The organism is Mycobacterium colombiense CECT 3035, assembly GCF_002105755.1.
GTDB lineage: Bacteria > Actinomycetota > Actinomycetes > Mycobacteriales > Mycobacteriaceae > Mycobacterium > Mycobacterium colombiense.
This window is the reverse complement of sequence record NZ_CP020821.1, coordinates 638814-662461: the sequence shown is the minus strand read 5'-3', so window position 1 is coordinate 662461 and position 23648 is coordinate 638814. Positions and strand designations below refer to the sequence as shown.

At 68.2% G+C, this 23648-nt stretch carries 22 protein-coding genes and 2 pseudogenes; 8 read left to right on the top strand and 16 right to left on the bottom strand.

The genetic code is table 11. The features are described 5' to 3' along the window. Window positions 1-158: 158 nt before the first annotated feature. From B9D87_RS03420 to B9D87_RS03410, 3 genes are all read left to right on the top strand, one after another. A complete protein-coding gene (locus tag B9D87_RS03420) occupies window positions 159-554 on the top strand; it encodes a hypothetical protein (RefSeq protein ID WP_007774238.1) in 396 nt (131 codons plus the stop codon). A gap of 120 nt (window positions 555-674) precedes the next feature. Continuing rightward, the gene (locus tag B9D87_RS03415; RefSeq protein WP_040631620.1) at window positions 675-1292 is read left to right on the top strand and encodes a TetR/AcrR family transcriptional regulator; all 618 of its coding nucleotides are present in this window, start codon (window positions 675-677) and stop codon (window positions 1290-1292) included. A 79-nt stretch (window positions 1293-1371) separates the two neighbouring features. Continuing rightward, the gene (locus tag B9D87_RS03410) at window positions 1372-1788 is read left to right on the top strand and encodes a nitroreductase family deazaflavin-dependent oxidoreductase (RefSeq protein WP_052002574.1); all 417 of its coding nucleotides are present in this window, start codon (window positions 1372-1374) and stop codon (window positions 1786-1788) included. Here B9D87_RS03410 and B9D87_RS03405 read toward each other — a convergent pair. Genes B9D87_RS03405 through B9D87_RS03395 form a run of 3 tightly spaced genes read right to left on the bottom strand, consistent with a single transcriptional unit; the run spans window position 1785 to window position 3766 of the window. Further along, a complete protein-coding gene (locus tag B9D87_RS03405; RefSeq protein ID WP_007774241.1) occupies window positions 1785-2141 on the bottom strand; it encodes a DoxX family protein in 357 nt (118 codons plus the stop codon). The two genes, B9D87_RS03410 and B9D87_RS03405, sit on opposite strands and share 4 nt — an antisense overlap. Window positions 2142-2150: 9 nt before the next feature. Continuing rightward, window positions 2151-3284, bottom strand: a complete 1134-nt coding sequence (locus B9D87_RS03400; protein ID WP_007774242.1) for an SPFH domain-containing protein — start codon at window positions 3282-3284, stop codon at window positions 2151-2153. A gap of 44 nt (window positions 3285-3328) precedes the next feature. After that, the gene (locus B9D87_RS03395) at window positions 3329-3766 is read right to left on the bottom strand and encodes an NfeD family protein (protein ID WP_007774243.1); all 438 of its coding nucleotides are present in this window, start codon (window positions 3764-3766) and stop codon (window positions 3329-3331) included. 57 nt (window positions 3767-3823) lie between these two features. Here B9D87_RS03395 and B9D87_RS03390 point away from each other — a divergent pair, with 57 nt between their 5' ends. After that, window positions 3824-4768 carry an Rv1486c family protein gene (locus tag B9D87_RS03390; protein WP_007774244.1) on the top strand — a complete coding sequence of 315 codons (945 nt, stop codon included), beginning with the start codon at window positions 3824-3826 and terminating at the stop codon, window positions 4766-4768. Here the strand turns inward: B9D87_RS03390 and B9D87_RS03385 are convergent. From B9D87_RS03385 to fabG1, 3 genes and pseudogenes are all read right to left on the bottom strand, one after another. Continuing rightward, window positions 4740-5802 (bottom strand): annotated as a pseudogene (locus tag B9D87_RS03385) (ferrochelatase); the annotation flags it as partial. The gene B9D87_RS03390 and the pseudogene B9D87_RS03385 sit on opposite strands and share 29 nt — an antisense overlap. Window positions 5803-5808: 6 nt before the next feature. Next, window positions 5809-6618, bottom strand: coding sequence for an NADH-dependent enoyl-ACP reductase InhA (gene inhA, locus B9D87_RS03380; RefSeq protein WP_007774246.1), 810 nt, complete (start codon window positions 6616-6618; stop codon window positions 5809-5811). A gap of 29 nt (window positions 6619-6647) precedes the next feature. Further along, window positions 6648-7403, bottom strand: a complete 756-nt coding sequence (gene fabG1, locus B9D87_RS03375) for a 3-oxoacyl-ACP reductase FabG1 (protein WP_007774247.1) — start codon at window positions 7401-7403, stop codon at window positions 6648-6650. Between the two features lie 158 nt (window positions 7404-7561). Here fabG1 and B9D87_RS03370 point away from each other — a divergent pair, with 158 nt between their 5' ends. Further along, window positions 7562-8401, top strand: a complete 840-nt coding sequence (locus B9D87_RS03370) for a type IV toxin-antitoxin system AbiEi family antitoxin (RefSeq protein WP_007774248.1) — start codon at window positions 7562-7564, stop codon at window positions 8399-8401. A 67-nt stretch (window positions 8402-8468) separates the two neighbouring features. Here the strand turns inward: B9D87_RS03370 and B9D87_RS03365 are convergent, their stop codons facing one another. The 6 genes and pseudogenes from B9D87_RS03365 to B9D87_RS03340 form a co-directional block, all read right to left on the bottom strand. Further along, window positions 8469-9476 (bottom strand): VWA domain-containing protein, encoded by a 1008-nt coding sequence (locus B9D87_RS03365; protein WP_007774250.1) that lies wholly within the window; start codon window positions 9474-9476, stop codon window positions 8469-8471. Next, window positions 9473-10423 (bottom strand): DUF58 domain-containing protein, encoded by a 951-nt coding sequence (locus B9D87_RS03360; RefSeq protein ID WP_007774251.1) that lies wholly within the window; start codon window positions 10421-10423, stop codon window positions 9473-9475. Before B9D87_RS03360 ends, B9D87_RS03365 begins: the two co-directional genes overlap by 4 nt. Then, entirely contained in the window at window positions 10420-11550 is a 1131-nt protein-coding gene (gene moxR1 / locus B9D87_RS03355) for a chaperone MoxR1 (protein WP_040631315.1), read from the bottom strand. Before moxR1 ends, B9D87_RS03360 begins: the two co-directional genes overlap by 4 nt. 123 nt (window positions 11551-11673) lie before the next feature. Further along, a pseudogene (gene ripB / locus B9D87_RS03350) lies at window positions 11674-12407 on the bottom strand (NlpC/P60 family peptidoglycan endopeptidase RipB). 25 nt (window positions 12408-12432) lie between these two features. Beyond that, window positions 12433-13881, bottom strand: coding sequence for an NlpC/P60 family peptidoglycan endopeptidase RipA (ripA, locus tag B9D87_RS03345; RefSeq protein ID WP_007774255.1), 1449 nt, complete (start codon window positions 13879-13881; stop codon window positions 12433-12435). A gap of 239 nt (window positions 13882-14120) precedes the next feature. After that, window positions 14121-14669 (bottom strand): Rv1476 family membrane protein, encoded by a 549-nt coding sequence (locus B9D87_RS03340; RefSeq protein ID WP_007774256.1) that lies wholly within the window; start codon window positions 14667-14669, stop codon window positions 14121-14123. A 275-nt stretch (window positions 14670-14944) separates the two neighbouring features. Between B9D87_RS03340 and B9D87_RS03335 the strand changes: the two genes are divergently transcribed. Beyond that, complete coding sequence (locus B9D87_RS03335; RefSeq protein WP_007774258.1) at window positions 14945-17761, top strand: aconitate hydratase; 2817 nt, start codon at window positions 14945-14947, stop codon at window positions 17759-17761. Window positions 17762-17786: 25 nt separating this feature from the next. Continuing rightward, complete coding sequence (locus B9D87_RS03330; protein ID WP_007774260.1) at window positions 17787-18368, top strand: TetR/AcrR family transcriptional regulator; 582 nt, start codon at window positions 17787-17789, stop codon at window positions 18366-18368. A gap of 38 nt (window positions 18369-18406) precedes the next feature. On the opposite strand, the gene B9D87_RS03325 is transcribed toward B9D87_RS03330, so the two are convergent. The 4 genes from B9D87_RS03325 to trxA all read right to left on the bottom strand — a co-directional run bounded on the left by B9D87_RS03325 (window position 18407) and on the right by trxA (window position 21596). After that, window positions 18407-18616, bottom strand: a complete 210-nt coding sequence (locus tag B9D87_RS03325) for a helix-turn-helix domain-containing protein (protein ID WP_007774261.1) — start codon at window positions 18614-18616, stop codon at window positions 18407-18409. Window positions 18617-18718: 102 nt separating this feature from the next. Next, window positions 18719-20356, bottom strand: a complete 1638-nt coding sequence (locus B9D87_RS03320) for an ABC-F family ATP-binding cassette domain-containing protein (RefSeq protein WP_007774262.1) — start codon at window positions 20354-20356, stop codon at window positions 18719-18721. Between the two features lie 20 nt (window positions 20357-20376). Continuing rightward, window positions 20377-21186 (bottom strand): enoyl-CoA hydratase, encoded by an 810-nt coding sequence (locus B9D87_RS03315; RefSeq protein ID WP_007774263.1) that lies wholly within the window; start codon window positions 21184-21186, stop codon window positions 20377-20379. A 56-nt stretch (window positions 21187-21242) separates the two neighbouring features. Beyond that, on the bottom strand, window positions 21243-21596 hold the full coding sequence (trxA, locus tag B9D87_RS03310; protein WP_007774264.1) for a thioredoxin: 354 nt from the start codon (window positions 21594-21596) through the stop codon (window positions 21243-21245). Between the two features lie 186 nt (window positions 21597-21782). On the opposite strand from trxA, the gene B9D87_RS03305 reads away from it, so the two are divergent. Next, window positions 21783-23609, top strand: a complete 1827-nt coding sequence (locus tag B9D87_RS03305; protein ID WP_007774265.1) for an acyl-CoA dehydrogenase — start codon at window positions 21783-21785, stop codon at window positions 23607-23609. Window positions 23610-23648: the final 39 nt, after the last annotated feature.

The window sequence follows — 23648 nt, the reverse complement described above, 5'->3', positions numbered from 1 at the left end:
ACAACCTCGCCTGAGCCCTGACGTCACCGCGTTGTCGCTCCAAGGCGGGCAAAAGGGTGTTGGCCTTTTCCGGTGGCCACTGTGACGGATGAGGTCCATTCGTTCAGGCGGCTGATTTCTTCAGATCCACTTCAGCCCCGGCTCTTAACGTCCGTGGCATGACCACGAACGACGACATCAACACCAATCCACCGGCGCCGGCGCCGGTCGCCCACCAGGCACCCGAGCGGCGCCGCCATCCCACCGGCGTGGTGATCGGCGCCGGCGTCGCGGGCGTGCTGCTCGGCGCGGTCGGCACCGTCGCGGCGATCGCCTTCGCCTGGATCGTCAGCGTCGGGCCGCCCCCGCCGCCGCCTCCCGGGCCGCCGCCGGGGTTCGCGGCGCCGTTTCACGGTCCGCCGCCCCCGCCGATGGGCGGGCCGATGCCGGGTGGTTTCGGATTCGCCCCGCCCGGGCCGCCGGCGCCCCCGCGCGGCTTCTGGCCGCCGCCCCCGGGCGAGGGACTCCCGACACCGCCGGCGCCGACGCCTGCGTCGCCCACGCCGCGCCCCTGACCACCGAGCCTGTCGCCGTCACGATGCCCGAAACCGTGACGGCGACAGGCGTCGGGCCACCACCATTGCGCGGCGGTCGACTCGCAGCCTGCGTGTAAACATCTGTTTATAATTGTGAACGTGCATTCACCACTTCCCGACGACCGCACGGCACGGGCGCGGATCCGCGACGAAGCGCTGCGTCTGTTCGCCGAGCGCGGCCCCGACGCGGTCACCCTGCGCGACATAGCGAACGCGGCGGGCGTTTCACCAGCCCTGCTCATCAGGCATTACGGCTCGAAAGACGGGCTCGTCGAGATCGTCGACAATCACGTCGTCGCCACCTTCGAAGTGCTGCTGACGAAGATGACCGAGCAGACCGCCGTGGTCGGGCTCGAGCCCACCGCAGTGCCGAGCCTGCTCGACGGCCTGGCGACTTACCTGCCGCCCGACTCGCCGATCCCGGCATACCTGAGCCGGCTGCTGATCAATGGAGGCAGCGCCGGGTCGGCATTGTTCGACCGGCTATTCCGGCTCAGCCAAACCACCCTTGACGCCATGGTCGCGGTCGGCACCGCCAGTCGCGGTGCGGACGCGGCGGTGCGGGCGGCGTTTCTACTTGTCAACGACCTCGCGGTGCTGACACTGCGGCCGCGCCTCACCGAGGCGCTCGGAGTGGATCCGCTCTCGGAGGAGGGGATGCGGCGGTGGGCCGGCGAGGTCTTCGCCATCTATCGCGACGGACTGATCGGCAGCTGAAAGAGAAACGGAGGTAAAGGTGTCCAACACAACCCTTTTCGTCAACGCCGGCGCACGCGTGCTGCGGTCGCGACGCCTGATGCGCGCACCGATCTGGATCTATAAGGCCCGCGCCGGCGCGCTGTTCGGCTCGCGGATCCTGATGCTCGAGCACATCGGCCGCAAATCCGGTGAACCGCGCTTCGTGGTGCTGGAAGTTCTCGACCACCCGTCGCCCGACGCCTACGTCGTCGCCTCGGGTTTCGGCCGAAAAGCCCAGTGGTTCCGCAACATTGAAGCCAATCCCCGGGTTCGGGTCTACGCCGGCAGCCACGCACCCAGGCCCGCCACCGCGCGCGTCCTCGACCAGCAGCAGGCCGACCGCACGCTTTCCGCCTACGTCAGCCGCCATCGCAAAGCCTGGGACAAGATGCGCCCGGTGCTCGAGGAGACGCTCGGCGTGCCGATCACCGACACCGACACCCCGCTGCCGCTGGTCGAGTTGCGCCTCGACTAACCCTGGTCCGGTCCCTTGATCGTCATCCCGGCGACCAGCGCCAGAAACAGCGCGGCCGGAAGGCCGTTGACGACCTTGTCGCGCACCCGAACGTGCGCGCCGACCGCCAGCACGAAGTACAACGTCAGCATCGCCGTCGTCAACCGCGCCAGCGCCGGAAAGCGGTGCACCGACAGCAAACCGACCGCGGCGGCGGCCTTCACCGCCGGCAGCACCGGCCGGATGTTCTCCGGGACGCCCACGTCGTCGAGGACCTTCTTGATCGGGGCCACCTGGACGCCGCACGCAACCGCGTCGACCGCGTGGAACACGCCGAGCGCGGTGTAGGTCTTCGGGGAAGTCAACACACTCATGCGCTAATCCTAGGGAGTCAACTCCCCCGCCGGGCCATCCGCCGGCTGGCGGGCGATCGCCTCCGCCTTGGCCACCGCCTGGGCGATGGCGGGGTCGGTTTCGGTGGAGAACCAGTCGGCGACATCGGCGTCGTCGTCGGCGCTGTGCTTGGGCGCGTCATCGACGGGCGACGGCTGGAAGCGGAACACCCCGTCCTGGTCCGGGGTCCCCAACAGCTTGGTGAATCCCTGCAAGGCCGCGTTGAAATCGCTGGGCACCACCCACACCTTGTTGGCGTCGCCGCGCGCCATCTCCGGCAGCGTCTGCAGATACTGGTAGGCCAGCATCTCGGGGGTGGGCCGGCCGGCCTTGATCGCCGCGAACGTCTTCTCGATCGCCTTGGCCTGGCCCTGCGCCTGCAGGTACGCCGCCGCGCGTTCACCCTGGGCGCGCAGCATCCGGGACTGCCGCTCGGCCTCGGCAGCCAGGATCGCGGCCTGCTTGGCGCCCTCGGCGGCCAGGATCTGCGCCTGCTTTTGGCCCTCCGCCTCCTTGATCGCCGCCTCGCGCATGCCCTCGGCGGTCAGGATCATCGCCCGCTTCTCGCGGTCGGCCTTCATCTGCTTTTCCATCGACGCCTGGATCGACGGCGGCGGGTCGATGCTGCGCAATTCGACCCGGGCGACCCGCAACCCCCACCGGCCCGTCGCCTCGTCGAGCACGCCGCGCAGCTGCCCGTTGATCTGGTCGCGCGACGTCAGCGTCTGCTCGAGCGTCATGCCGCCGACGACGTTGCGCAGCGTGGTGGTGGTGAGCTGCTCGACGCCGACGATGTAGTTGCTGATCTCGTAGACCGCCGCCTGCGGCACGGTGACCTGGAAGTAGACCACCGTGTCGATGTTCAACGTCAGGTTGTCCTCGGTGATCACCGGCTGCGGGGGGAACGACACCACTCGCTCGCGCAGATCCACCCGGGCGCGAACCCGATCGATGAACGGAATCAACAGCGTCAGTTGCCCGCTGACCGTGCGGCTGTATCGCCCCAGCCGTTCGATCACCGCCGCCTCTGCCTGAGGTATCAGCGCCACCGACTTGGCCACCACGACGATCGCGAAGATCACCAGGACGGCCAGCAGCACCAAACCAGCAACCGCACCTTGCATCGGACTTCCTCTCTCTCAGTCCTCGGCGGCTTCGCCTGCCGCCGCTACAGACTGCTCCTGAAGACCACCGCGGTGGCCCCGTCGATCTGCATGACGGTGACCGGCTCGCCAGGTTCGTAGACCTCGCCGTCGTCAAGCGGGCGCGCCGACCACACCTGGCCGTCGAGTTTCACCTGGCCCTCGTCACGCGCGACCCGCTCGAGCACCAGCGCGGTCTTGCCCTGCAGCGCCTCGATTCCCAAGCGCGGCATTCCGGCCGGCGTCAGCCGTCGCTTCAGCGGCGGGCGCACCAGCACCAGCAGCAGCACCGAGACCACCAGGAACACCGCGCCGTTCGCCCACACCGGCAAGTCGGTCACCCAGCTGGTTAGCGAGGCGGCCAGTGCGCCCCCACCGAGCATCACCAAAAACAAATGACCGGTGAGCGCCTCCGCACCGGCCAGCACCAGCGCGAATATTAGCCAAAGCAGCGCGGCGGGCATGCGGCAAGAATACGCGTGATCCGCCTTTGCCGGGCAAAACAACTACACTGCGTGATCGTGTGGTGTCCCAGTGTTTCGCTGTCCCTGTGGGCCAATGCCTGGCTCGCCGGAAAGGCCGCGCCCGACGACGTCCTGGACGCGTTATCCGTTTGGGCGCCAAAGCAATCGGTGACCGCGTATGATGCCGTCGCCGCGGGCCACACCGGGCTGCCCTGGCCGGACGTGCACGACGCCGGAACGGTCACGCTGCTGCAGACATTGCGCGCCGCGATCGGCCGGCCGGCATCGCCGTCGGATGCGCTCGGCGTGATGCGCGGGACGATCAACGTGGTTTTGCCGGTACCCGGCGATGTGCGCGGGCTGGCCCCCGGGACGCAGTTCGAGCGGGACGCGCTGGCGGCCGGTGAGGCAGTCATCATCGCCAATCCCCGCAACCCCGCCACCGCCGTCGGCTTGGTGCCCGAATTCTCCTACGAGGACGACGAGGACGCGCCCGAGGACTACGAGACGCGGCTGGCCGAGCTGTGCGCGCTGACCTGGACGGTGTACTCGCTGCCCGGCGCGCCCGTGCTGGACCACTACGAGCTCGGCGACGCCGAGTACACGCTGCGGTCGGCGGTGCGCTCGGCCGCCGACGCGCTGGGCGCCATCGGGCTGGGAGCCGCCGCGGCCGACGTCGACGACCCGCGCGGACTGGTCGAGCAACTGCTGGAATCCGCACGGCAACACCGCATTCCCGACCATGCGCCGACGCGCGCGCTGCGGGTGCTGGAGAACGCCGCACACGTCGACGCCATCATCGCGGTCAGCGCGGGCCTGAGCCGATCCGACTCCCCGGACCGGTTCACCGCTCCCGTCGCCGCCGGCGTGGAGCCGCTGGGAACGCAGTCGTCGTCTGAGGCGCGCATCGCCAGCGATGCGTTGCGACCGCTGACCGCCGTGGTGCGTTCGGCGCGGATGGCGGCCGTGACCGCGATCCTGCATTCCGCCTGGGGCGACTAGGTGTAAGTGCCGGCCGCGCAGTGCGGCGGCCGGCATGGCGCGCCGTTGACGCTGGCCAGGCAGCCCGGCACCGGGTCCGGCCCGGTCACCCTCTCGGGCGTCCGGCCGTCGCGCAGCTCGTCGATCAGGTCGGCCGCCAGCTGCGCGAAACGCGGGTGGGCGTTGGGGGTCGAGGCCCGCACCATCGCCACGCCCGCCGCCTGCGCCTGGGCCGCCAGCTCGTTGTCGAGGTCCCACACCACCTCGATGTGGTCGGCCACAAACCCGATCGGGCAGATTATGACGGCCTCGGTGCCCGCCCGCGCCAGCGCGGCGAGATGGTCGGCGACGTCGGGCTCCAGCCATGGAACCTGCGGCGGCCCCGACCGGGACTGCCACGCCAGGTCGTACTCCGGGTATCCCGCGGCGGCCGCCACAAGGCTTGCGGCATAGGCGACTTGGCGGCTGTACAGCCGCGGGCCCAGCCGGTCGTCGGCGGCCACCGGGATGGAATGCGCGGTGAACACCAGCCGCGCGCCCGCCTGTTGTTTGGCCGTCAGCGCGCCCGACGCCGCACCGATGGTGTCGGCGAAGATCTGCACGAACCGCGGGTGGTCGAAATAGGGCCGCAGCTTGACCAGTTCGGGCGCATCGGGCCCGGCCGCCTCGCGCGCTCGCGCGATGTCCTCGACGTATTGCGTGCAGCTGGAATAGCCGCTCCACGCCGACGTGGTGAATACCGCGGCCCGGCGAATTCCGTTGTCCCGCATCGTCGCGACGGTGTCTTCGACGTAGGGCTCCCAGTTGCGGTTACCGAAGTAGACCGGCAGGTCCAGCCCGCGGCCTTCGAGCTCGGCGCGCAACTGCTCGATCAGCGCCAGGTTGATCCCGTTGATCGGCGACACCCCGCCGAAATGCAGGTAATGCTCGGCGACGTCATCGAGACGTTCCGGCGGCACGTTGCGGCCCCGGGTGACGTTCTCCAGGAACGGCCGAACCTGCTCGGGACCTTCCGGCCCACCGAAGGACAGCAGCAGGACGGCGTCGAATTCCATTAGGCTTTACAGCAATTGGGTGCTGGCGCCGCCGTCGGCGTAGATGATGGTCCCCGTCGTCGCAGGCAGCCAGTCCGAGAGCAACGCGCACACCGTCTTGGCGACCGGCGTCGGGTCCTTCATGTTCCAGCCGATCGGGGCGCGCTGGTCCCAGCCCTCTTCGAGCAGCTGCATCTGCGCGCCGGCCTCCTCGCCGAGCGCCCCGCCGACGATGGCGCTCATAGCCAGGGTTCGGATCGGGCCCGCCGCAACGAGATTCGATCGCACGCCGAACTTGCCCGCCTCGCGAGCCACGAACCGGTTCACCGATTCCAGCGCGCTCTTGGCCACCGTCATCCAGTTGTAGGCCGGCATCGCCCGGCTCGGATCGAAGTCCATGCCCACGATGGAGCCACCGGGGTTCATGATCGGCAGCGTCGCCTTGGCCAGCGAGGCGTACGAATACGCCGAGATGTGAATGCCTTTGGCGACATCCTCGTACGGCGCGTCGAAGAACGGGTTGATGCCCATCCCGGTCTGCGGCATGAAACCGATCGAGTGCACCACACCGTCGAGCTTGTTGCCCTCGCCGATCTCGGCAGTAATCCGCTCGGCGAGCGAGTTCAGGTGCTCCTCGTTCTGCACGTCGAGCTCGATCAGCGGCGCCTTCTCCGGCAGCCGGTCGGCGATGCGCTGAATCAGGCGCAACCGGTCAAACCCGGTGAGCACCAACTGCGCACCCGCCTCCTGGGCCGCCTTGGCGATGTGAAACGCGATCGACGAATCGGTGATGATCCCCGAGATCAGAATCCGTTTGCCGTCGAGCAGTCCTGCCATGTCCGTCCTTAATGTCCTCGTGGTTGAAGTCAGTGACCCATGCCCATGCCGCCATCGACCGGGATGACCGCACCGGCTATGTAACTCGCGTCCTCGGACGCCAGGAAGCTGACCACCCCGGCGACCTCCGCGGCCGTGCCGACCCGCTTCGCGGGGATGAAGTCCAACGCCCCGGCCTGAATCCGCTCGTCCAGCGCGCGGGTCATCTCGGTGTCGATGTAGCCGGGCGCCACCACGTTCGCGGTCACCCCGGCCTTGGACAGCTCCCGCGAGATCGAACGGGCCATGCCGATGAGACCGGCCTTGGCGGCGGCGTAGTTGGACTGGTTGCCGATGCCCCAGCTGCCGGAGACCGAGCCGATGTAGATGATCCGGCCGAACCGCTTCTTCTGCATGCTGCGCGCGGCGCGCTGGGTCACCCGGAACGCCCCGGTGAGGTTGGCGTTGATGACCTGCTCGAACCGCTCCTCGGTCATCCGGATGAGGAATGCGTCCTTGGAGATGCCGGCGTTGGACACCAGCACCTCGACCGGGCCCTGGTGCTCCTCGACCTCTTTGAAGGCGCGGTCGATGGCGTCGTTGTCGGTCACGTCGCACTCGACACCGAACAGTCCCTCGGGCGCCCCGGATCCGCGGTGCGTGATCGCCACCTTGTGGCCGTCGGCGGCCAGCCGCTGTGCGATCGCCAGCCCGATCCCCCGGTTTCCGCCGGTGACCAGGACTGAACGGGATACGAATGCCGGTTTGACGCCGTTGGCGGCGAGTTCGGTGGCTGCGTCAGTCACCCGGCCAACTTATCGCCTCGCTGCGGTGGGCCTGAAATCTCCCCCTGTTAGCACCGCGAGCGTAAGCAGGCTGCGACTTTCGGGCCGGATTTCCGCCGTGTGCTTACGCTCGCGGAGCGCTGTCGGTGTGGCGGAGCACACTTCCGCCCATGGCGGGCATGACAGGCCCCTTTTTGGGCAGCGAGGCCCTAGCCGTCGGCGCTGTGACTCCGCACGAGCTGCGCAGACGGTATACGGCGCTGCACAAAGACGTGTACGTGGCCGGCGACCTCGAGCTGACGGCGGTGTTGCGCGCGAAGGCCTGCTGGTTGCGATCACGCCAGCGCGGCATACTCGCCGGCTTTTCGGCCTCGGCGCTGCACGGCTCGAAGTGGATCGACCCGGCGTTGCCCGCCGCGATCATCGACACCAACCGGTGGCCTGCGCCGGGCGTGCAGGTGTGGGAAGAGCGCATCGAGGCCGACGAGATCGCCGTCGTCGACAACATGCGCGTCACCACGCCCGCTCGAACCGCGCTCGATTTGGCCAGGCGATGCCAGCTGGGTGCCGCGGTCGCCGCGGTCGACGCCCTCGTGCGGGCGACCGATCTGAAGATGGCCGACGTCGAGTTGCTGGTCGAGCGGTATCGCGGACGCCGAGGCATGAAGGCCGCGCGCGCCGCCCTCGAACTCGTTGACGGCGGAGCGCAGTCCCCCAAGGAGACCTGGCTGCGCCTGCTGTTGATCGCGGCCGGGTTTCCCGCTCCCCGGACACAGATTCCAGTCCGCAACGAATGGGGTTGGGCAGAAGCCTATTTGGACATGGGCTGGGAGGACATCAAGGTGGCCGTGGAGTACGACGGCGATCAGCATCGATCGATTCGCTATCAGTACGTCAAGGACATCCGCCGGCTGGAGACGATCGAACGTCACGGGTGGATCGTCGTGCGGGTCATCGCGGAGCATCACCGCGACGAGATCATCCGCCGTGTGCGCGAGGCCCGCGGTTCGCGAGCGTAAGCCCACTGTGGAAATTCGGGCCGAAAATCGCGGTGCGCTTACGCTCGCGGGCCAAAAGCGGGCAGACCTACGTGGGCAGGCGCCGGTTGATCAGCAACGCCGCCAGCGCGGCCAGCGCCAGCACCACCGCACCCAGCCGCACCCAGCCCACGCTGGCATCGCCCTTGATGGTCTCGTAGCCGATCTGCTGCTGCAGCGTCGCGTACACCGATTTGAGTTCCTGCAATGACGCTGCGTTGTAGGCGTTTCCACCCGAGAGCTGGGCGACCTTCTTCAGCGTCTCGTCGTCGACGGGCACCGGCTGGCGCTGGTCGTTGATCTCGACGAAGCCGTAGGGCGTGCCGAACGAAATGGTCGAGATCGGCACGCCCTGGTCCTTGGCGGTTCGCGCGGCGGTGAAGGCGCCTTTCGGGTTGTCCGGATTGGTCGGCATCGTCTCCTTGCCGTCGGAGAACAGCACGATGCGCGCCGGCGGCGGCTTGTCACCCCCGCCGATCACCGCGCCCACCGTCGCGATGGCCTGCAGGGCGGTGAAGATGCCCTCGCCGGTCGCGGTGCGGTCCGCGTACTGCAACTTGTCCAGCGCGGTCTTGGTCGATTCGCGGTTGGTCGTCGGCGATACCAACACCGTCGCGGTGCCCGCATAGGCGATCAGCCCGAGGTTGATGCCCGGGGTCAGCTCGTCGGCGAACTGCTTGGCGGCCTCCTGGGCGGCCGCCATCCGGGTGGGCTGCACGTCGGTGGCGCGCATGGATTGCGAGACGTCGATGACCAGCATCACCACCGCGCGGTTGCGCGGGATCCGCACGTCGTTCGTCGGACCCGCCATCGCGATGGTGAACAGCACGAGCGACGCGATGAGCAGAATGGCCGGCACGTGCCGCCAGGTCGAAGGCCGTTTGGGCGCAACGCTTTCCAGCAGCTCCATGTTGGCGAAGCGCAGCATGCGCCGCTGCCGCGCCAACTGCATCAGGATGTAGAGCGCGGCCAGCCCGACGACGACGAGCAGGAACAGGAAGAACCACGAATGTTCAAAGCCCGACAACGACATTGGGCCGAGTAGCGGCAGGGTCACTGCCGCCCTGCCAATGCACCGCGACGACGGGATTCGACAAACCGCACGATGTCGGCTATCCAGTCGCGGTCGGTGCGCAGCGTCAGGATCGGGGCCCCGCAGCTGCGGATGGTGCGCGCCACGTCGGCGCGGTGCGCCGCTGCGGCCTTGGCGAAGTCGTCGCGCAGCTGGGCGTCGATGGTGAATTCGCGGGTGACGCCGGACTCGGCGTCCTGCAGCACCACGTCGCCGATGTCGGGCAGTTCGATGTCGCGCGGATCGAGCACCTCGACGGCCAGCACCTCGTGCCGGGCGGCGACGGCCCGCAGCGGCCGCATCCAGTTGATCGGCCCCAGGAAGTCGCTGATGATCACCGCCATGCCGCGGCGGCGTTCCGGCCGGCGCAGCGCGTCGATCGCCGTCGCCAGGTCGCCGCGCACCCCGACCGGGGCGCGCGGCGTGGTCGCGATGGTGCGCAGCAGCGTCTGCTCGTGCTGGCGCCCGGAGCGGGCCGGCACCCGGGTGATGTTGGCGCCGGTGGACACGATCGCGCCCAGCCGGTTGCCGCCCCCGCTGTTGAGGAAGGTGATGGCGGCCGCGGCCGCGACGGCCAGGTCGCGCTTCTCGCACACGGTGGTGCCGAAGTCCAGGCTGGCCGACATGTCGACCACCAACCAGGTTTCCAGCTCACGGTCGGCGATCATCTGCCGCACGTGCGGGTGCGTGGTGCGCGCGGTGACGGCCCAGTCCATCCGGCGGACGTCGTCGCCGGGCTGGTACTCGCGCGACTCCCCCGGTTCCGAGCCCGGGCCCGGGATCAGGCCGAGGTGATCGCCGTGCAGCACACCGTCGAGCTTGCGTTTGACGGTGAGCTCGAGCGTGCGCAGCGCCGCCGACAGCTTCGGGTCATCGATCTGACCCCGCTGCATCGACGGCGGATGGACCACCGGCCGCTTGGCGTCGGTCACCGACCGCTGGCCGCGCCGGCGGGTTGCATCACCGGGGGCACCGAATGACCTTGCTGCGGAACGGCGTTCACCTGAGGCAGGGCAACCGTCTGCAGCACCCGGTTGATGACGATCTCCGGTGAGATCTCGTCGGCCAGCGCGTCGTAGGTGAGCACCAGCCGGTGCCGCAGCACGTCGGGGATGACGTCCACGACGTCCTGCGGGATCACGTAGTCGCGGCCGCGGACCAGCGCCAGCGACCGGGACGCCGCGATGATGCCCAGCGAGGCGCGGGGCGACGCCCCGAACGAGATCCACGTCTTGACGTCGTTCATGCCGAGCTGCTCGGGGTGGCGGGTGGCGGTCACCACGCGCACCACGTAGTCGACCAGCGCGTGGTGGACGAAGACGTTGGCCGCGATGTCCTGCAGCCGCAGCAGGTCGCCGGTGTTGAGGATCTGCTTGGGCTCCGGCGGGCGCACGCCCATCCGGTAGATGATCTCCCGCTCCTCCTCCGGCGAGGGGTAGCCGACGTTGATCTTGAACAGGAAGCGGTCACGCTGGGCTTCGGGCAGCGGGTAGACGCCCTCGTGCTCGATCGGGTTCTGCGTCGCCATCACCAGGAACGGGTTGGGCAGCGGGAACGTCTTACCGCCGATCGACACGTGGCGCTCCTGCATGACCTCCAGCAGCGCCGACTGCACCTTGGCCGGCGCGCGGTTGATCTCGTCGGCGAGCAGGAAGTTGACCACCACCGGGCCGAGCTCGGTGTCGAACTCCTCCTTGCCCTGCCGGTAGATGCGGGTACCGATGATGTCGGTGGGCACCAGGTCGGGCGTGAACTGGATGCGCGCGAACGTCCCGCCGACCACCTTGGCGAAGGTCTCGACGGCCAGCGTCTTGGCCACGCCGGGCACACCCTCGAGCAGCACGTGCCCCTTGGACAAAAGGCCGACCAGCATGCGCTCCACCAGCTGGTCCTGGCCGACGATGATGCGTTTGACCTCGAAGATGGCCCGCTCCAGGGTCTGCACCTCGGCGGCCAACCCGTTGCCTCCGCCCGTCGGCGCTTCGTGAGCCGGGCCGGATTGCCCGCCCGGGCCCGAGTAACCGCTGGCGCCTGGCGGCGGCCCACCTGCTGCTGTCATCAAGAACCCTCCACGCTCAATCGGACACACGACTGCCGGGCAGCGACGTGCCCGCGTCCAACTATTCCAGGCCCGCCGAATTCCGTCGACGCTCGCCCAGCCGATGGGCCGCCGGGGCCGCGATCAGTACTCGATGATCCTGGTCAAAAACGGCGTCATGCCGGGCTTGCGAACCGGGCTGACCGTAACCTTGGCGGCGCTGCCCGACGCCTCGAGCATCTGGCCGTTGCCCAGGTACATGGTGACGTGCTGGCTGCCGCCCGGGCCGTAGAAGATCAGGTCACCGCGCCGGGCCTGATCCGGCGGGATGTGCCGCCCGGCGTTGTACTGGTCGCCGGAGAACCGCGGGATCAGCACGCCCACGCCGGCGAACCCGTACCGCATCAGGCCCGAGCAGTCGAAGCCGGTGATGTTCGCGCCGTCGCCGACGCCCTTGCTCGGCCCATCCAGGGAGCCACCGCCCCACGAATACGGCACCCCCATCTGGGAGCCCATCCGGCGGATCACGTACTCGATGGCCTGGCGGCCGTTCGCCCGCGGAATCTTGGCGCCGGGGTTGCTCGGGGTGGCCGCCGCGGCCGGAGGATCGCCGCCGAGGTTGATCCCGAGCCCGCTCAGGAATTGCTTGCCCAGGTCCATCGTGGTCTGGGTGGCCTGGGCGGTGGCCTGCAGCGAGGCGTTGGCGACGGCGAGCGGGTCGCCGGGGCGCCGGCGCTGATCTGGGCCGGCAGGGTGGGATCCCACTGACCCGGGTCGGCCCCGGCGAGCGGAGCGGGGGCGGCAGGAAAAAACATCAGCCCGGACACCACCGCGGTGATCCAGGCGAAGTTGACGAGACGAAACCGGTTGCGGCGCATGGCTGTCCGTTCAGTGCTCACTTGATTACCACTCGATGTATCGGACCACGTAGGGCGTCATGCCGCTGGTGCGCACCGGGGCGACGCGGACCTTCAGCCCGATGTCGGGAGCCTCGAGCATCTGGCCGTCGCCGAGGTAGATCGTGACGTGCTGGCTGCCGCCCGGGCCGTAGAAGATGACGTCGCCGCGGCGCATCTGCGAGGACGGGATCTTGCGGCCCAGGTTGTACTGCGAGCCCGAGTAGTGCGGCAGCTTGATGCCCACGCCGGCGAACGAGTACAGGACCAGGCCCGAACAGTCGAAGCCGGTGATGCCCGCCCCGGAGTCGATGCCCCTGCTCGGGCCGGCGGCATTGCCCCCACCCCAGGAGTAGGGCACGCCGATCTGCGACATGCCGCGCCGGATCACGTATTCGGTGGCCTGCCGGCCGTACACCCGGGGAATGCGCCCGCCGACGCCACCGGGCGCCGCGTTGGTGATGCCGGTGTCGTCGGGCTTGAGGATGCCCATCTGCTGCAGGAAGTTGCGGCCCAGCCCGGCGGTGACCTGTGTCGAGGTGGCCGAGATGCCGAGCACCTGGTTGATCACCGCGATCGGGTCGCCGGGGACGTTGGCGCTCGGGATCATCGGCAACGTCGGGTCCCAGGCGCCGTCCCACTGCCGGCCCCCGGACGACGGCGCCGGTGCGCCCGCCGATCCGGTCTCCCACCGGTCACCCGACGCGGGCGCTCCCGGCCCGCCGGCACCTGCGGACCACTGCCGCGCGGCCTCGCGCTTGGCCGCCTCGAGCTTGACCTGAGCCTGATCCCGTTCGGCGGCAAGGCGAATGATGTCTTCGCGTTGCTGGTCGAACTTCTGCTTGGAGTTGGTCAGCGCCGCCACCGCCGCGTCCTGGCTGGACTTGGCGTCGGCGGCGGCCTTGTCGGCGTTCTGCTTGGCCAGTCGCGCCGCCGATTCCTTGTTCACCTGCTCGGTGCGGGCCTGCTGCAGCTTGGCCATCACGGTCTGCGAGCTGGTGGTCAGGTTCTTGGCGGCGGCTTCGGTCGCGATGATGTCGTCGGGGCTGCTCGCCGTCAGGTAGCTGTTCGAAGGGCCGTTCATGTAGGTGGCCGCGGCGAACGTGTCGAAACGCCGCTGCGCCCCGGCGATGGCGATGTTGGCGTCCTTGACCGCTCGCTGGCTGGCCTCCAGATCGTGCTGGGCGGTGGCCGCGTTGTCCCGCGCCGTCTCCACGTCGACCAGGGCCTTGTTGACGCTTTCCTGCTCAGTCTGGATCTCGGCGCTGAGGTTCTGCAGCCGCTGGTTGGCCTTGGCGACGTTGGCGATGAGTGCGGCCAGATTGTCGGCGGTGGGGTCGGCCTCCGCCAGGCCCGGCGTGGCGATCAGCAGGGCCAGGCTCAAAACGGACGGGACGACGGGCCGCACCAGCCTTGCGACCGGTCGCGCAGAAGACCCCCAGCGTGTGCGTCTCATTCGACTCAGGTCTCCTACGGCTCAACACGACGGGCGGCGCCAGCCACAGATTCACCGAATAGCGCCAAAGACAACACCAGCATCATTTGCACCGTACGTCACACAGATGGGCGTGCAAACGCTCCGCCGAAATCGCACTCTCTACGTGCGTTTAATGTGACCGAACAGTGACCTGCCCGGTTTGCCATAGTCGCCCGTGCGGGTTCGCCGAGCGAACCCGAGGAAGCGAATGCCGGTGGTTACACGGCGGTATTGGCGTCGGCCGCGGGGTTTGCCGCGGTGTCATCCGTCGTTGCTGAACGCTTGCTACGCAACTGCAACAACCGGGTGCCGACGGCCGCCGCGAAGACGGCGATCAACAGGAAGATCGTCAGGCCCGTCCAGGGAAACTCGGGCGTGTCCAACTCGTGCAAGAAGTGTTGCGCGGAGACCACCGGGTTGCCGGTCTTGGCGATGTCCTCGCCGGCCTCGAGCGTGACGCGGGGGAACTGCGTGCTGTAGCTGCCGACGTAGCTCGGGCTGAGCGTCAGCACCGTCGCGTCGTGATAGTCCGCGCCGACCACCGTCGAGATGTCGCGTAGCGGGGTGTCGTTCGGGGGGTTGTGGTCGAGCAGCACGATCTTGAGGTTGATGCCGTCGGCGCGCGCCTGGTTCACCACGTCGAGCAGTCCCGGCATCGCCGACGGCGGGGCGCTCACACCGTCCGCGGCCACCTGTGCCTTGATCACGGACATGTCGACGTCCTGCGGGATATAGAGCGGCAGGACGAAGGAATCGTGCCCGGTCATGTCGCGGTCCTTCCTGCTGCGCGGTCACGCGGGTCTGTCCCCCGCAAGCGGGCGGGACCCCCAGCTCGGTCCTCGGCGGTCACTCTAGCGTGACGGCCGTCGCGCATTCGGGGTGCGCGAGGGGTTTAAACCGGCCGCCGCGGCGACAAGACTCGGATCAGGAGTGCCGGGCGTAATGCAGGACAAGCGTACTGTTAAAGTCGGCACGATAGTTTTGGACGACCCGCCGACGCCAGCCCGTCGCGGCGGGAGAACTAAAGACTCTGGGAGTTGAAGTGACTGATTCGGTGAATTCGTTCGAAGCCCGCGACACCCTCAAGGTGGGCGACCAGAGCTACCAGATCTATCGTCTCGACGCCGTCCCCAACACCGAGAAGCTCCCCTACAGCCTCAAGGTGCTGGCCGAGAACCTGTTGCGCAACGAGGACGGCGCCAACATCACCAAAGACCACATCGAGGCCATCGCGAACTGGGATCCCAAGGCGGAACCCAGCATTGAGATCCAGTACACGCCCGCCCGCGTGGTGATGCAGGACTTCACCGGGGTGCCGTGCATCGTCGACCTGGCCACCATGCGCGAGGCCATCGGCGACCTCGGCGGCAAGGCCGAAAAGGTCAACCCGCTCGCCCCCGCCGACCTGGTGATCGATCACTCGGTGATCGCCGACCTGTTCGGCACCGCCGACGCGTTCGAGCGCAACGTCGAGATCGAGTATCAGCGCAACGGCGAGCGCTACCAGTTCCTGCGCTGGGGCCAGGGAGCTTTCCAGGACTTCAAGGTGGTGCCCCCCGGCACCGGCATCGTGCACCAGGTCAACATCGAATACCTGGCCAGTGTGGTGATGGAGCGCGACGGCGTGGCCTACCCGGACACCTGCGTGGGAACCGACTCGCACACCACGATGGTCAACGGCCTGGGCGTGCTGGGCTGGGGCGTCGGCGGCATCGAGGCCGAGGCCGCGATGCTGGGCCAGCCGGTGTCGATGCTGATCCCGCGGGTCGTCGGCTTCAAGCTGACCGGCGAGATCCAGGCCGGCGTCACCGCCACCGACGTCGTGCTGACCGTCACCGAGATGCTGCGCAAGCACGGTGTCGTCGGCAAGTTCGTCGAGTTCTACGGCAAGGGTGTTTCCGAAGTGCCGCTGGCCAACCGCGCCACGCTGGGCAACATGAGCCCCGAATTCGGTTCCACCGCAGCCATTTTCCCCATCGACGAGGAGACCATCTCCTACCTCAAGTTCACCGGCCGCACGGATCAGCAACTGGCACTGGTGGAGACCTACGCCAAAGAGCAGGGGCTGTGGCACGACCCCGACCACGAGCCCGCCTTCTCGGAGTACCTCGAACTCGACCTGTCCACGGTGGTGCCGTCGATCGCCGGCCCCAAGCGCCCGCAGGACCGAATCGCCTTGTCGGCGGCCAAGTCCACCTTCCGCGACCAGATCCTCAGCTACGTCGACGGTGACACGGACAGCCAGCAGGGCTACTCGAAGCTGGACGAGTCGGTCGAGGAGACCTTCCCGGCCAGCGATCCCGGCGCGGTGTCGAACGGACACGCCGACGATGTTCCCGAGGTCCACTCGGCGGCCGCGCACGCCACCGGCCGCCCCAGCAACCCGGTGACGGTAAAGTCCGACGAGCGAGGCGAATTCGTGCTCGACCACGGCGCGGTGGTGATCGCCGCGGTCACGTCGTGCACCAACACCTCCAACCCCGAGGTGATGCTCGGCGCCGCGCTGCTGGCCCGCAACGCCGTCGAGAAGGGACTGGCGTCCAAGCCGTGGGTGAAGACCACCATGGCGCCCGGCTCACAGGTGGTCAACGACTACTACGACAAGGCCGGGCTGTGGCCGTACCTGGAGAAGCTCGGCTTCTACCTGGTCGGCTACGGCTGCACCACCTGCATCGGCAACTCCGGCCCGCTGCCCGACGAGATCTCGAAGGCCATCAACGACAACGACCTGTCGGTGACCGCCGTGCTCTCGGGCAACCGGAACTTCGAGGGCCGCATCAACCCCGACGTCAAGATGAACTACCTGGCGTCGCCGCCGCTGGTGGTCGCCTACGCGCTGGCCGGAACCATGGACTTCGACTTCGAGTCCCAGCCGCTCGGCAAGGACAAGGACGGCAACGACGTCTTCCTCAAAGACATCTGGCCCTCGCAGAAAGACGTCTCCGACACCATCGCCTCGGCGATCAACTCCGAGATGTTCACCAAGAACTACGGCGACGTGTTCAAGGGCGACGAGCGGTGGCGCAACCTGCCCACCCCGAGCGGCAATACCTTTGAGTGGAACCCGGATTCGACCTACGTCCGCAAACCCCCGTACTTCGACGGCATGCCCGCCGAGCCCGAGCCGGTCGGCGACATCACCGGCGCGCGGGTGCTGGCGCTGCTGGGTGACTCGGTGACCACCGACCACATCTCCCCCGCCAGCAGCATCAAGCCGGGAACCCCGGCGGCGCAGTACCTCGACGAGCACGGCGTGGAGCGCAAGGACTACAACTCCTTCGGCTCGCGGCGCGGCAACCACGAGGTGATGATTCGCGGCACGTTCGCCAACATCCGGCTGCGCAACATGCTGCTCGACGACGTGTCCGGTGGCTACACCCGCGACTTCACCCAGGACGGCGGACCGCAGGCGTTCATCTACGACGCCGCGCAAAACTATGCGGCACAAGACATTCCGCTGGTGGTGCTGGGCGGTAAGGAATACGGATCGGGTTCGTCACGAGACTGGGCCGCCAAGGGAACGCGGCTGCTGGGCGTGCGCGCGGTGATCGCCGAGTCGTTCGAGCGCATCCACCGCTCCAACCTGATCGGCATGGGCGTGATCCCGTTGCAGTTCCCCGACGGCAAGTCGGCCACCGACCTGGGCCTGGACGGCACCGAGGTGTTCGACATCACCGGGATCGAAGAACTCAACAGCGGCAAGACGCCGAAGACGGTGCACGTCAAGGCGAGCAAGGATTCCGGCGATCCGATCGAGTTCGACGCGGTGGTGCGCATCGACACCCCGGGTGAGGCCGACTACTACCGCAACGGCGGCATCCTGCAGTACGTGCTGCGCAACATGCTCAAGTCCGGCTAGTTCCGGCCCGAATCCACTCACCCCCGTGCCCAAGGTCAGCGAGGACCATCTGGCGGCCCGACGCCGCCAGATCCTCGACGGCGCCCGCCGCTGCTTTGCCGAATACGGCTACGAGAAGGCGACGGTGCGCCGGCTGGAGAAGGCGATCGGGATGTCGCGCGGCGCGATCTTCCACCACTTCCGGGACAAGGACGCGCTGTTTTTCGCCCTCGCCCACGAGGACGCGGAGCGGATGGCCGACGTGGCCTCCCGCGCGGGACTCATCCAGGTGATGCGCGACATGCTGGCCGCGCCGGACCAGTTCGACTGGCTGGCCACCAGATTGGAGATCGCCCGCAAGCTGCGCAACGATCCCGCGTTCAGCCAGGGATGGGCGGAACGTTCGGCCGAGCTGGCGGCGGCGACCACCGATCGGTTGCGCCGGCAGACGGAGGCGCACCGGGTGCGCGACGACGTGCCCGGCGACGTCCTGCAGTGCTATCTGGAGTTGGTGCTCGACGGCCTGGTGGCCCGGTCGGCGTCCGGCGAGGACCCGCAGCGCCTATCCGCGGTCCTGGATCTGGTGGAAAACTCGGTGCGCCGCAACGAATCTGAGAAGCGACCGTAACGCCACTGCGAACAAGGGGACGCGATTTCGCAGTGACGCTACGCCCGCGCGACCTTGGCGGTCCGGTTGGGGCCGCCGCGGCTGCGCATCGTGGTGCCCGACTCCCGTAGCAAGCTATGAATCGACCCATACGACCTGCCGGTCTTCGCGACCAGGCTGCGGATGCTGGCGCCGCCTTCGTAGGCGTGGCGCAGTTCGTCCAACAACTGGTCGCGCGCGTTGGCCGACCTTTGCAGTGTTCTCTTCATGGCTCCTCCGGCGCGGGACACGATCGCAAGCCCCCAGAGTAAGAAGCCGCTGGCGACCGCGGGCCGATTTCGCCAAATCGCATGGGGCGACTTGGCGCGAGATCAGGCGAGCTCGATGAGATCCCGGTATTCGTCGGACCAGAAGTCCTCGGTGCCGTCGGGCAACAGCACGACGCGCTGCGGGTCGAGCGCCTCGGCGGCACCGGGGTCGTGCGTCACCAACACCACCGCGCCCTGGTAACTGCGCAGCGCGTCGAGCACCTGCTCGCGCGAGGCCGGGTCGAGGTTGTTCGTCGGCTCGTCGAGCAGCAGCACGTTGGCGGCCGACGCCACCAGACCGGCCAGCGCGAGCCGGGTCTTCTCGCCACCGGACAGGGTGCCCGCCGGCTGGTCGAGCTGGGGGCCGCTGAACATGAACGCGCCCAACAGCCCGCGCAGATCCTGCTCGCCGGAATCCGGTGCGGCGTGGCGGATGTTCTCCCACACGGTCGCGTCGTTGTCGAGCGTGTCGTGCTCCTGGGCGAAGTAGCCGATCCGCAGCCCGTGCCCGGGCTCGAGTCCCCCGGTGTCGGGGGCCTCGGTGCCGGCCAGGATTCTCAGCAGGGTGGTCTTGCCGGCGCCGTTGAGGCCCAGCACCACCACCCGCGAGCCGCGGTCGATGGCCAGGTCGACGCCGGTGAAGACTTCCAGCGACCCGTAGGACTTGCTCAGCCCGGTGGCCACCAGCGGCGTGCGCCCGCACGCGGCCGGGTTGGGGAACTTGATGCGCGCCACCTTGTCGGCCACCCGCTCGTCATCGAGCGCGGCCATCATCCGGTCGGCACGACGCAACATGTTCTGCGCGGCAACGGCTTTGGTGGCCTTGGCGCCGAGCTTGGCGGCCTGCGAACGCAGCGCAGTCGCCTTGCGTTCGGCGTTCGCGCGTTCCCGCCGGCGGCGCTGCTCGTCGGTGGCGCGCGCGTCGAGGTATTTCTGCCACGTCATGTTGTAGACGTCGACCTCGCCGCGCACCGCGTCCAGGAACCACACCCGGTTGACGACGTCGGCGAGCAGTTCGACGTTGTGGCTGATGATCACCAGCCCGCCGGTGTGCGCGCGCAGGAAATCGCGCAGCCAGCCGATGGAATCCGCGTCCAGGTGGTTGGTCGGCTCGTCGAGCAGCAGCGTGGTCGACGAACCCGACATTCCCGCGCCGCCCTCGGACGCGGCGAACAGGATGCGGGCCAGTTCCACCCGGCGGCGCTGGCCGCCGGACAGCGTGCGCAGCTGCTGCGTCAGCACCCGTTCCGGCAGGCCGAGACTCGCGCAGATGCGGCTCGCTTCGCTCTCCGCGCCGTAGCCGCCCAGGGCGACGAAACGCTCCTCCAGCTGCCCGTACCGGCGGATCGCGCGGTCGCGGGCGTCGTCGTCGGCGACCTCGGCCATCAACGCCTGCTGCTTTTCCAAGTCGGTCAGCAACACGTCGAGCCCGCGGGCCGACAGCACCCGGTCGCGGGCCAGCACGTCGAGGTCGCCCTCTTTGGGATCCTGTGGCAGATAACCGATTTCGCCGACACGGTTGATCGCGCCCGCATAGGGCTCGGTCTCCCCCGCCAGGATGCGCAGCGTGGTGGTCTTACCGGCGCCGTTGCGGCCCACCAGACCGATGCGGTCGCCGGGCTGCACGCGCAGGTCGGGACCGTCCGGGGAGAGCAGGATGCGCGCACCAGCGCGGACCTCGAGGTCCGTGGCCGTGATCACGATCGCTCTCCTTTAAAAAATCATTTGTCGTCGGTGAACACCGCGGGTCGTCGTTCTGCGCGCGCGGCAACCGCTTCTTCGAAGTTGGCGGTGAGCAGGCGGACGAAAAGCTGTCCCAAGCCTTCGGCTTGCATGTGCCCTTCCAGGCTACCGGCGTCCAGTCCACTCCACAGCGTGCGCTTGGTCAACTCGGTGCCCGGCCGGGAGAAGGCCGCTATCCGGGCGGCGATGGCATAGCAGGTGTCCAGCAGCTGCTCCTCGGGCACCTGGCAGGACACCAGCCCGATGCGCTCGGCCTCCTCGGCCGTGACGTCGCGACCGGTCAGCATGATCTCGAAGGCGCGCGACGAGCCGATGGCCCGCGGCAGCAGGTAGGACAGGCCCAGCTCGCTGGCGGTCAGCCCGTTGTTGATGCCGGCGGCGCGAAAGTACGCGCTGGTCGCGGCCACCCGGATGTCGGCGGCCAGGGCCAGACACAGGCCCCCGCCGATGGCGGGGCCGTTGACCGCGGCGATCACCGGCTGGTGCAGCCGGCGCAGCGCCAGGATGACCTCGTCGAGGACCTCCATGGAGCGCAGCGCGTAGGTCGGGCGGGTCAGCCCCTCGACGTGGGGCACCGAGCCCGCGGACTTGTGATCGGCGCCTGAGGAGAAGCCCCGACCGGCCCCGGTCAGCACGACCACGCGCACCGAATTGTCGTAGGTGACCTTGTCCAGGGCCTCCTTGAGCGGGAGCATGACGTCGAACGCCATGGAGTTCATCCGCTCGGGCCGATTGAGGGTTATCAGCGCGACGCCGGGCCGCGGGTGATCTACCAGTACCAAACTCACCCATGCAACCTAGCGTGTAGCTAACAGTGGCTCCGCGCGCAGCGCGGCGTGGAGGCTTATTCGGCCCGCCCTGCCTCGGCGGCGTCGACGTCGAAGGCGCGGACCTGTTGCACCAGGTCCTCCAGGGCGGCCGGTGGCAGCGCTCCCGGCTGGTTGAACAGCAGTTTGCCCTTCTTGAACGCCATCAGCGTGGGGATGGACCGAATCTGGGCGGCCGCGGCCAGCTGTTGTTCGGCTTCGGTGTCGACTTTGGCGTGCACGATATCGGGGTGTTTCTCTGCCGACGCCTGGAATGTCGGGCCGAACTGGCGGCACGGGCCGCACCAGGACGCCCAGAAGTCGACGAGGACGATGTCGTTGCCCTCGATGGTTTCGTTGAACTTCTCAGCGGTGAGATCAAGTGTTGTCACATTTGCCACAACGCCCGGGACCGACCCGATGTTCCCCGGTGCGCCGGGAGTTCGGAATACGGCCATCGCCGCGCGGGGCCACCAGCGCCCCACCCGACCGCCCTGGTTACGGTTGCGTACGTTTTCCCGCGTCCGACAGACTGTGCCTGATGATCCGCCGCCTCGAGGACCAGTGAGGGAATCGCGTTGGGCCACTACATCGCAAACGTTCGTGATATCGAATTCAACCTTTTCGAAGTGCTCGATGTCGGCGCAGTTTTGGGCACCGGCGGCTACAGCGACCTCGACGAGGACACGGTCAAAACGATATTGGCCGAAGCCGCCCGCCTCGCCGAGGGTCCGGTGGCCGAATCCTTCGCCTTCGCCGACCGCAATCCACCCGTATTCGACCCGGCCGAGCACAAGATCACGGTGCCCGAAGAGCTGGCCAAGACGGTGGCCGCGCTCAAGGAGGCCGGCTGGTGGCGGCTGGGCATGGCCGAAGAGATCGGCGGCATGCCCGCCCCGCCGCCGCTGGCGTGGGCGGTCAACGAGATGCTCATCTGCGCCAACCCGTCGGCGAACTTCTTTTGCCTGGGCCCGTTCATGTCTCAGGCGCTGTATCTCGAGGGCAACGAGCAGCAGCGGCAATGGGCCGCGCAGGGCGTGGAGCGGGGCTGGGCGGCCACCATGGTGCTCACCGAGCCCGACGCGGGCTCCGACGTCGGCGCCGGGCGCGCCAAAGCCGTCGAACAACCCGACGGCACGTGGCACATCGAGGGCGTCAAGCGCTTCATCTCCGGCGGCGACGTGGGCGACACCGCCGAGAACATCTTCCATCTGGTGCTGGCCCGCCCGGAGGGTGCCGGGCCGGGCACCAAGGGGCTGAGCCTGTTCTACGTGCCCAACTTCCTGTTCGACCCCGACACCTTCGAACTGGGCCCCCGCAACGGCGTCTACGTCACCGGGGTGGAACACAAGATGGGCATCAAGTCCTCCCCCACGTGCGAATTGACTTTCGGCGCAACGGATGTGCCCGCCGTCGGCTATCTGGTCGGCGACGTGCACCGCGGTATCGCGCAGATGTTCACCGTGATCGAGCAGGCGCGCATGACGATCGGCGTCAAGGCGGCCGGCACGCTGTCCACGGGTTACCTGAACGCGCTGGCCTTCGCCAAAGAGCGGGTGCAGGGCGCGGACCTGACGCAGATGTCGGACAAGACCGCGCCGCGGGTCACGATCATCCACCACCCCGACGTGCGGCGCAGCCTGATGACACAGAAGGCGTACGCGGAGGGGCTGCGCGCGCTCTACATGTACGCCGCCGCGCATCAGGATGACGCTGTGGCCCAACGTGTTTCGGGTGCCGACCCCGAGATGGCGCACCGCATCGACGATCTGCTGCTGCCGATCGTCAAGGGGGTCAGCTCGGAGCGGGCCTACGAGGTGCTGACCGAATCGCTGCAGACGCTCGGCGGTTCGGGCTTCCTGCAGGACTATCCGCTCGAGCAGTACATCCGGGATTCCAAGATCGATTCGCTGTATGAGGGCACCACCGCCATCCAGGCGCTGGACTTCTTCTTCCGCAAGATCGTGCGCGACCGGGGCCAGGCCCTGCAGTTCTTGACGACGCAGATCACGGCGACCATCGACGACTGCGACGAGGCGCTCAAGCCGATCGCCCAGCTGGTGCAGACGGCCTACGACGACGTCACGGCGATGACGGGAGCGCTGACCGGCTATCTGATGTCCGCGGCCCAACACCCGGCGGAGATCTACAAGGTGGGACTGGGATCGGTGCGGTATCTGCTCGCGGTGGGCGACCTGCTGATCGGCTGGCGGCTGCTGGTGCAGGCCAACATCGCGGCCCGCGCGCTCGCCGACGGCGCCGGGAACGACGAAGCGTTCTATCGGGGCAAGGTCGCGACGGCGGGGTTCTTCGCCAAGAACATGCTGCCGAGGCTCACCTCGCTGCGCGGCGTCATCGAGAGCATCGACGACGAGATCATGAAGGTGGCCGAGGAGGCCTTCTGAGCGCCGCGGATACACAGGTTAGGCACAGGTTAAACGGGT

Coding starts and splice junctions, on each gene's coding strand:
- B9D87_RS03420 (WP_007774238.1), top strand. CDS start 159: ATGACCACGAACGACGACATCAACACCAATCCACCGGCGCCGGCGCCG.
- B9D87_RS03410 (WP_052002574.1), top strand. CDS start 1,372: ATGCGCGCACCGATCTGGATCTATAAGGCCCGCGCCGGCGCGCTGTTC.
- B9D87_RS03405 (WP_007774241.1), bottom strand. CDS start 2,141: ATGAGTGTGTTGACTTCCCCGAAGACCTACACCGCGCTCGGCGTGTTC.
- B9D87_RS03400 (WP_007774242.1), bottom strand. CDS start 3,284: ATGCAAGGTGCGGTTGCTGGTTTGGTGCTGCTGGCCGTCCTGGTGATC.
- B9D87_RS03395 (WP_007774243.1), bottom strand. CDS start 3,766: ATGCCCGCCGCGCTGCTTTGGCTAATATTCGCGCTGGTGCTGGCCGGT.
- inhA (WP_007774246.1), bottom strand. CDS start 6,618: ATGGCAGGACTGCTCGACGGCAAACGGATTCTGATCTCGGGGATCATC.
- B9D87_RS03370 (WP_007774248.1), top strand. CDS start 7,562: ATGACAGGCCCCTTTTTGGGCAGCGAGGCCCTAGCCGTCGGCGCTGTG.
- moxR1 (WP_040631315.1), bottom strand. CDS start 11,550: ATGACAGCAGCAGGTGGGCCGCCGCCAGGCGCCAGCGGTTACTCGGGC.
- ripA (WP_007774255.1), bottom strand. CDS start 13,881: ATGAGACGCACACGCTGGGGGTCTTCTGCGCGACCGGTCGCAAGGCTG.
- B9D87_RS03340 (WP_007774256.1), bottom strand. CDS start 14,669: ATGACCGGGCACGATTCCTTCGTCCTGCCGCTCTATATCCCGCAGGAC.
- B9D87_RS03325 (WP_007774261.1), bottom strand. CDS start 18,616: ATGAAGAGAACACTGCAAAGGTCGGCCAACGCGCGCGACCAGTTGTTG.